A 5,941-nucleotide genomic window follows, 5' to 3' on the forward strand; every position below is an offset into this window, starting at 1 on the left:
GAAGCGATCGAATTATACGATCGTCACCTCTACGAAAAAGGTGCCTGTGTTTACCATATGATTCGGACAGAACTCGGTGATGAATTATTCGATAAATTCGTCCATACCTTCGTCCGCGATAACGCTCACAAAACCGTCGAAACGATCGATCTATTACGTGCGATTGATAAATCCACTGGGAAAAATCTAGCCTTTCTCTTCGATCAATACGTCTATCGCGGTGGACATCCAGATTATAAGGTTGCCTATAGTTGGGATGGTGATAGTAATCTAGCCAAACTAACGGTCACTCAAACACAAGCCAAAGAGGGCGTACATACACTCACGAATGACCTATTCGATCTGAAAATCCCGATCGGGTTCGGTTATGTTAAAGATGGCGTAACAGATGTAAAAGTTACCAAAATTCGCGTCTATGAAAAAGAGCAAGTCCTCTACTTCCCCCTCGAAACTAAACCCGATTTTATCAGCTTCGACGTGGGTAATAACTATTTAAAAACCGTCAGCCTCGAATATCCCTTACCCGAACTTAAAGCGCAGCTCAAGTCAGATCCCGACCCGATTTCGCGGATCTATGCCACAGTCGCGATCGCCAAAAAAGGCAATCTCGAAGCCGTCACCGCGCTGACGGAATGCCTTGCTAGCGAACAATTCTGGGCTGTCCGACTCGAAGCCGCGCAACAACTGGCGACAATTAAACTCGATCTGGCTGTCACCAATTTAGTCGCCGCAGTCGGCGATGAAGATCCGTTCGTGCGGCGCGCGATCGTCGATGAATTGGGTAACATTAAAACACCCGAAACATACGCCGCAGTCAAACAAATTGTCTCAGCCGGGGACGAGAGCTACTACGTCGAAGCCGCCGCCTGTCGCGCGCTGGGGGGGATGACTACCGCCAGTTTGAAAGACAAGCAGGAAGAAGTAATTACCCTACTTACCGAAGTACTCAATACCCGCTCCGGCTGGAATGAAGTCGTCCGTGCGGGTGCGATCGGTGGTTTGAGCAAAATGACCGATTCGGAAACAGCCCTAAACACCGTCATAGAATACGTCAAACCGGGCGTACCTCAACCACTGAGGTTGACCTCAATTCGTGCCCTTGGCGCGATTTCTAGCGGTCAATCGGATGCCAATACGATCGTTATCGTCGAGAAATTATCCGAACTGTCGCGCGAGTCATTTTTCCTCACCCAAGTAGCTGTAGTCAATGCCCTGAGCCAGATGGCTACCGTTAAAGCGATCGGGGTATTGCAAGGTTTAGCCGCGCACAGTCCCGACGGACGGGTGAAACGGATGGCGGATGAAGGGGTGCAAAAAGTCCAGAAGAAAATCGGCTCGGATGGAGCAGTTAAACAATTACGGGAGGAGTTGGAAGAAGTCAAAAAAACCAATCAAGAATTAAAGAGCCGCTTGGAAAATCTAGAAGCTAAGAGCAAATAGTTATTAGCAGCAGCAACGCTAGATTCCCGACTTCTTCTCTTCTCTGCGAGAGGCTACGCCAACGAGACGCTACGCGAACGAGAAGTCGGGAATCTGGATCTTGAGTATTGAATTTCTTTCGGTTCGATCGAACAATAATGTAATTGCGATCGATGAGATTGGCATTATTAGCGAGTTATTCCCTGGGATGAATACTAACGATATCGGTGCTGCGTCTCCAAAATCCTAACTCCCATCGTTAACGGGTCGCGATCGCCAACAAGCGACTGGCATCTAGCGTTAACTCAATACCTCGGTCGTAGTCAGTTTTGTGAATGGTACCTAAAAGTTGATGCAGGGCCGTATCGTCTAAGATCGCTGGGGTCGTCCATAAGTAATGCATCTCGACCAGTTCGCGCATGAAGGGATCGATTAATCCTAGTGCCTGCAACATCAATTTGTTGGCAACCATCAACCGTGGCTTTTGCCCTGCCCGTGCAAAGATCCGCCCGACGAACTCTCGTTGAGTTATCGTACCAGCTCCACCAAAATGCCAAATCCGCCCGAAGGTACGCGGTTCGTTCACCATTGCTAGTACCACAGGGCCGACATCTGGCACGAACATAAATTCATGCGGTGTATCGATCGGGCCGATTAATTGCGCCTGTTTACCATTAATTACCGCCTGAAAGGCACTGTGCAAAAAACTCAGTTCGACATTGGGGCCATAAAAATCTGGCAATCGTACAATTGCCCCCCGAATCGATCCGGTGGCATCGGCTGCGAGCAAGATATCTTCCTGTTCTTTGCGCATTTTCCCTTTAAATGTATGCGGCTGACGGGGATGATTTTCCCGAATCCGCTCGGTTTGCGGTCGCCCACAAGGGTAGATCGTCCCAATTAACAGCATTTGTTTCACGCCTGCGGCGATCGCGCCGGCAAGGGTTTGCCGCATCAGCAGCGGATGGAGGTGAAAGTCTACATACGGCACGCCCACTGTATAAACGATCGTCTCAATATTGCGTGCTGCTGCGATTACTGAATCTGGATCCTCAGGGTGCCACGTCACAATTTCCGCTAACGGATCGCTGCCAAATTGGGCTTGTAGCGATCTGTGAGAACGTCCCACCACTCGATAGGGCTGCCCAACAACTCGCAGAGCCGCTGCAATACTTTGACCGATCGCTCCTGTAGCTCCAAATATCGCAATTTTACTCACATCGCCTCCGTGATGACTATTGATTTAATTATGAATGCTGTTCATTAAACTATATTCATTTTATATCGATCGTTCAGTTTGTCAACATCTAAACTAAATCAGTTAGTCAACCCCTAAACTAAAGAAGTATTTAATGTGAAGACAAAGTTCGATACATGGGGAGTTCGGAACGCAAAGAGCGTCAAAAGGTGGAATTGCAACAACAAATCCTCAGCGCAGCCAAAGAAATTGTGAGTCGGGATGGGTTTGCGGCACTGACGATGCGAAAAATTGCCGACGCGATCGAATATGCGCCCGGAACGATTTATCTCTACTTTGAGAATCGCGATGAAATTGCCAAGCAGCTTTGTCGGCAAGGCTATCGAGAGCTGCTAGAGTGCCTAAAACCGACAGCAGCAATCTTAGATCCGCGCGCTCGATTGAGGGCGATGGCTGGTGCCTACGTCCAGTTTGGCAGCTCTAATTCAGCCACCTATCGACTAATTTTTATGGAAGATCCCAAATTTACCGATGCGGCACTTTCAGCAGTGCCGATTCCGCAAGGCGGAGGCTACGCCAACGACAGCTCAAATGGCGCAGGAATACAAGCATTTCAATTGCTGGTCGCAGTCTTCGACGCTCTCAAAGCAAATCGTAGTTTGAGAGCGGATGCTGATTCTACCCGACTGGCGGAAATATTCTGGACATCGCTGCACGGTATTGTCAGCCTTAAACTCACCTGTTCGAGCTTTCTAGCTACCACATCTGAAGAACTGGTGACGAGCGCGACCGATCTGTTTCTGGCGGGACTGGAGTAGATCGCCGATCCCATTACAGGAGATCGATACCCACCTTCAACGCTGGATTATTTTCCCACCTGTCCCCCACATGAGCATAAATTGCCGTAGTGCGCGGATCGGCATGACCCAACAAATCCTGCACCTGTCGCAAAGTCGCCCCATTCCGTAGAGCCAACGTCCCCGCCGTATGCCGCAAACTATGCGCCGACAGCGTTCTCCCTTCCATATATTTGAGATTTGTCGCCAGCAGATATTTATCCACCACCTGCCGAATCCCCCGCCGCGATAACCGCTCCCCCCGTCCGAAATTACTGAGATTGATTAACAGCGGACTATCCACCATCGCATCAAATCCAGCCCCCCGCCGCGCTGTTAAATACGCTTCCATGAGCTGCGCCAATTGGGGAGTCAAGGGCACCACCCGCATGTGCCGCTTGCTACTAACTTTCACGCCTACCCGCTCGCCCTGGCGCACGACATCCCCAATATTCAGCCGATGCATCTCTACCGTGCGCGTCCCTTCGAGCGTCATCACGCCGAGCAATAATTTATCTCGCAAAGTTTTCAAGCAACCGCCAGACTCGCTGCTGGTTCCCAGCGGCTGCGCCACCGATTTGAGCAGTACGCTAGCCTCGCCCTGTTCCAGATAGGTAATCCGCGCTGCCGGATCGATCGATTCTGTCGGCGGTTTGACCCCCCAAGCTGGATTCCCCCCCATCAGTCCATATTCTACCGCCGCATCGTACAACCGACTCACTGCTGTCAATTTCACGGCGATCGTTTTCGGCTTATACCCCCGCTCTGCCAACCACCACCGATAGACCTTAATCGTCTCCCGCGTCGCCGCACGCGGATCGATTTTACTCTCCCGACACCACTCTAAATACTGTTTGACCTGCGTCCAGTAGGTGACGATCGTATCGCCACTCGCACCACCGTTAGCAACATCAAATTGCAAAAAGTTGGTGAAGACGCCAATCAATGCATCGCAGTCGATTTCCACAACTGCTTCTATCTGTCGATCGGTGGTAGTGACCATCTGCACAAAAAGTATCAATTTCCACCATTGTATGAAATATCTTCTCGTAATGTCACGCTCTGCAACAAATTAGCAAGTTCGTTTGTCCGCTCTGCCCCCATCGCCCTCAATCCTCGATCGATCTCTACTCTCCCTTCGATCTTCTCTAGCGATCGCCAACCCATTGATACCTTTTCTTGTCGATCTCATTTATTTTTGATAAATGTTTTACAACAATATATTAATCCTGTATAACTATAAATATTTTTAATGTGTATATTTAAATTTTAAAGATAAGTACTAGGTTTGTGAATATATTTATTTCTGCAATCCGTACTTGAGGTCGCAGTAAAACTATGCCTTGGGTTAATTGTTGGCGAGAAGAACCAATCCTAATCACACAACACCCCCTGAACCTTGCCTTGAAAGAATGGGAGGGTAAAAGTTAGTACAGGTCTAATCAGCCTATCTATTCATAGATTCGGGAATACTGAGGAGCGAGGGCGAGCCGACAGATCGGAAGAAGGGTAGAAATTGGGGGGTAGGGAAGGGGTGAGGTACCTATAAATACTGTTATAGGTACCTCATTTCCTCCTTACCCCCACCTAGATCCTAGCGATTAGGTATTCGATCGCATTCTGAGTGTTCCAAAATTCCGTTGGAATTAAGCCATCTCCATCCCCCCAAACCCGAGGATTGATGACTTATATATCTGGTTCTACTCCAGGATAAGAATACTCGATTACCTCCGGTAAGCTACGCTAACGGATGCGATCGTTTGGTAATAAAATTTGGGCATTATTAGAGCAGGGGATGAATTAGATTTATCTGCATTTATCCGTTCGCGTAGCGTCTCCAGTGGAGAATCGATGATACCTGCTGATTTTACACGGGAGTGGCTACTGCGATTTCGATCGGTGCAAGTACACCAATGAGATTTAATTTCCACTAATTTTAATCTCTCACTCTGAATCAAATCAGGATTCGCTACTCAAGTTAGGAAGAGCGGTTATCTCCAGGTATTTGACGATTTATTTTCGGACAAGCTCATGAAGACTTTGGTGCGGTTTAGATCGTTTTACTGAAGATGGCGGAGTCGTATTTTGAAGACCAAATATCGCCTATTGTCGCGGTTATTAATATGTATTTTTAGCTCGATCGCTACTGGATGACATCCAATATTTGAGGCGATCGTCTCGCAAATGAGCCAGGAGATCGGGAATTAAGTCTGGGCTGATAAAGCTTGCTAGTATTGAGATCGAACTATCAAGGATGTGATAATGCGTCTTTTCACACCCTTGATCCATTCCTACTTCGACCCCGGATGGTTCGATCGATAACGCTCCAGGTTTTGGTTCTATTTTCACCGCATTAACTATCGAATGAGTATCGCGATCGACTGCAAAAGTACCTGCAACTATTCACCATCAAAATAATCTAAATCTAACCGTTTGATTTGGTATTCAGAAACAACCGAAACGCCGAGATTTACCTCAAGTGCGTACT

6 protein-coding genes are annotated in these 5,941 nt (G+C 48.2%); 3 read left to right on the forward strand and 3 right to left on the reverse strand.

Translation table 11 applies throughout. The features are described 5' to 3' along the window. Both RMO84_RS06920 and RMO84_RS06925 read left to right on the forward strand, forming a co-directional pair. Positions 1-1,440 (forward strand): M1 family metallopeptidase (locus tag RMO84_RS06920; protein WP_310487736.1); only part of this gene is annotated, 1,440 nt, incomplete at its 5' end. 100 nt (positions 1,441-1,540) lie between these two features. Beyond that, a complete protein-coding gene (locus RMO84_RS06925; protein WP_310487737.1) occupies positions 1,541-1,669 on the forward strand; it encodes a hypothetical protein in 129 nt (42 codons plus the stop codon). A gap of 9 nt (positions 1,670-1,678) precedes the next feature. Here RMO84_RS06925 and RMO84_RS06930 read toward each other — a convergent pair whose 3' ends face one another. After that, entirely contained in the window at positions 1,679-2,638 is a 960-nt protein-coding gene (locus RMO84_RS06930; RefSeq protein ID WP_310487738.1) for an NAD-dependent epimerase/dehydratase family protein, read from the reverse strand. A gap of 155 nt (positions 2,639-2,793) precedes the next feature. Here RMO84_RS06930 and RMO84_RS06935 point away from each other — a divergent pair, with 155 nt between their 5' ends. After that, positions 2,794-3,435 carry a TetR/AcrR family transcriptional regulator gene (locus RMO84_RS06935; RefSeq protein WP_310487739.1) on the forward strand — a complete coding sequence of 214 codons (642 nt, stop codon included), beginning with the start codon at positions 2,794-2,796 and terminating at the stop codon, positions 3,433-3,435. Positions 3,436-3,448: 13 nt separating this feature from the next. On the opposite strand, the gene RMO84_RS06940 is transcribed toward RMO84_RS06935, so the two are convergent. After that, positions 3,449-4,456 (reverse strand): tyrosine-type recombinase/integrase, encoded by a 1,008-nt coding sequence (locus RMO84_RS06940; RefSeq protein WP_310487741.1) that lies wholly within the window; start codon positions 4,454-4,456, stop codon positions 3,449-3,451. A gap of 1,115 nt (positions 4,457-5,571) precedes the next feature. Beyond that, a complete protein-coding gene (locus tag RMO84_RS06945) occupies positions 5,572-5,802 on the reverse strand; it encodes a hypothetical protein (protein WP_310487740.1) in 231 nt (76 codons plus the stop codon). Positions 5,803-5,941: the final 139 nt, after the last annotated feature.

The organism is Chamaesiphon sp. VAR_69_metabat_338, assembly GCF_031423935.1.
Classification (GTDB): Bacteria; Cyanobacteriota; Cyanobacteriia; order Cyanobacteriales; family Chamaesiphonaceae; genus Chamaesiphon.